The 1,225-nt window shown below is 46.4% G+C and carries 1 protein-coding gene and 1 pseudogene; both read right to left on the bottom strand.

Going from position 1 to position 1,225, the window contains the following annotated elements:
• Positions 1-482: pseudogene (locus tag B7Y67_RS18555) on the bottom strand (porphobilinogen synthase); the annotation flags it as partial.
• Positions 483-486: 4 nt separating this feature from the next.
• Positions 487-1,152, bottom strand: a complete 666-nt coding sequence (gene yihA, locus B7Y67_RS18550) for a ribosome biogenesis GTP-binding protein YihA/YsxC (protein WP_293599897.1) — start codon at positions 1,150-1,152, stop codon at positions 487-489.
• Positions 1,153-1,225: the final 73 nt, after the last annotated feature.

The following is a 1,225-nucleotide window of genomic DNA, read 5'->3' as shown; positions in this document are numbered from 1 at the left end:
GCTTGAGCTTGAGCAATCGCTTGTTGGACCAAGATTGCCGTAGTCTCGTCATTCAGAATACGACCTTGCTCATCTAAGACACCATCTTGACCGTGGCTTGTGTAAGGGTCAAGCGCGACATCCGTCATGATGCCCAAATTGGGGAAGCGTTTCTTGAGCTCACGCACTGCGTTTGGAATTAATCCATTGGGATTAAAAGCTTCTTTGCCATCAGGTGTTTTCAGAGATGCATCAATCACTGGAAAGAGTGCCATCACAGGAATGCCTAATGAAACGCATTCTTCGGCAACGCTAAAAAGTAAATCGAGAGATACGCGATTAACTCCCGGCATGGAGCTAACAGCTTCTGATTTACCTTGGCCTTCAAGTAGGAACACTGGGTAGATCAAGTCATTGGCCGAAACGCTGTTCTCTTGCATCAGGCGACGCGACCAATCATCGCGACGCATGCGACGTGGGCGGTGCGCCGGAAAGTTCAACAAAGAGTTAGCTTGTGATTTCATCTTCTTGAGTCTCTGCTTCAAATAACCATTTAATAACTGTATTGTCGGCCTCTTCAACGCCAATTCGCTTGGTGCTTGAGAATAATTGTGCCGTAAGTCGTTTTGAGTCACCCGTTCCATCTGGAAGGGCGGGATCATACTGCTGTAATCTTTTACGTACGGCCTCTAAGGCATGCTTGCATTCGCTTTTATTAAGCTTGTCACACTTACTGAGCAAAATATGAATTGGTTTGCCAGTTGGTACAAACCATTGAATCATTTGCTCGTCTAAATCGGTGATTCCGCGTCTGGAGTCGACGATGAGAATCATCCCGACCAGTTGCTCGCGCTCCTGCAAATAATCGCTTAGAAGGCTATTCCAGTGGTATTTGGTCTCATGATTAACGGCGGCATAGCCGTATCCTGGTAAATCCACCAAATAGGCTAATAGGTCATCCTTAGCAAAAAGCCCAAAATAGTTAATGTGTTGCGTACGCCCCGGCGTTTTACTGGCAAAAGCAAGCCGTTTTTGGTTGCAAAGTACATTAATTGCACTAGATTTACCTGCATTTGAGCGCCCAGCGAAGGCCACCTCCCGGAGTGGAGTGGCAGGCAGGCAATGGGTGTCATTGACTGTGGTCGCGAATCGGGCTTGAAAGAGTTTAGACATGTCCAGAAGCTATTGTAAAATCACGCAAAATCATGAAATATCTCATGGTGTTGGGTAAAAGGTTGTAAAAGTA

The organism is Polynucleobacter sp. 35-46-11, assembly GCF_002281105.1.
Note: the sequence above shows the minus strand (reverse complement) of the source record. Positions and strands in the feature narration are given on the sequence as shown.

Coding starts and splice junctions, on each gene's coding strand:
- yihA (WP_293599897.1), bottom strand. CDS start 1,152: ATGTCTAAACTCTTTCAAGCCCGATTCGCGACCACAGTCAATGACACC.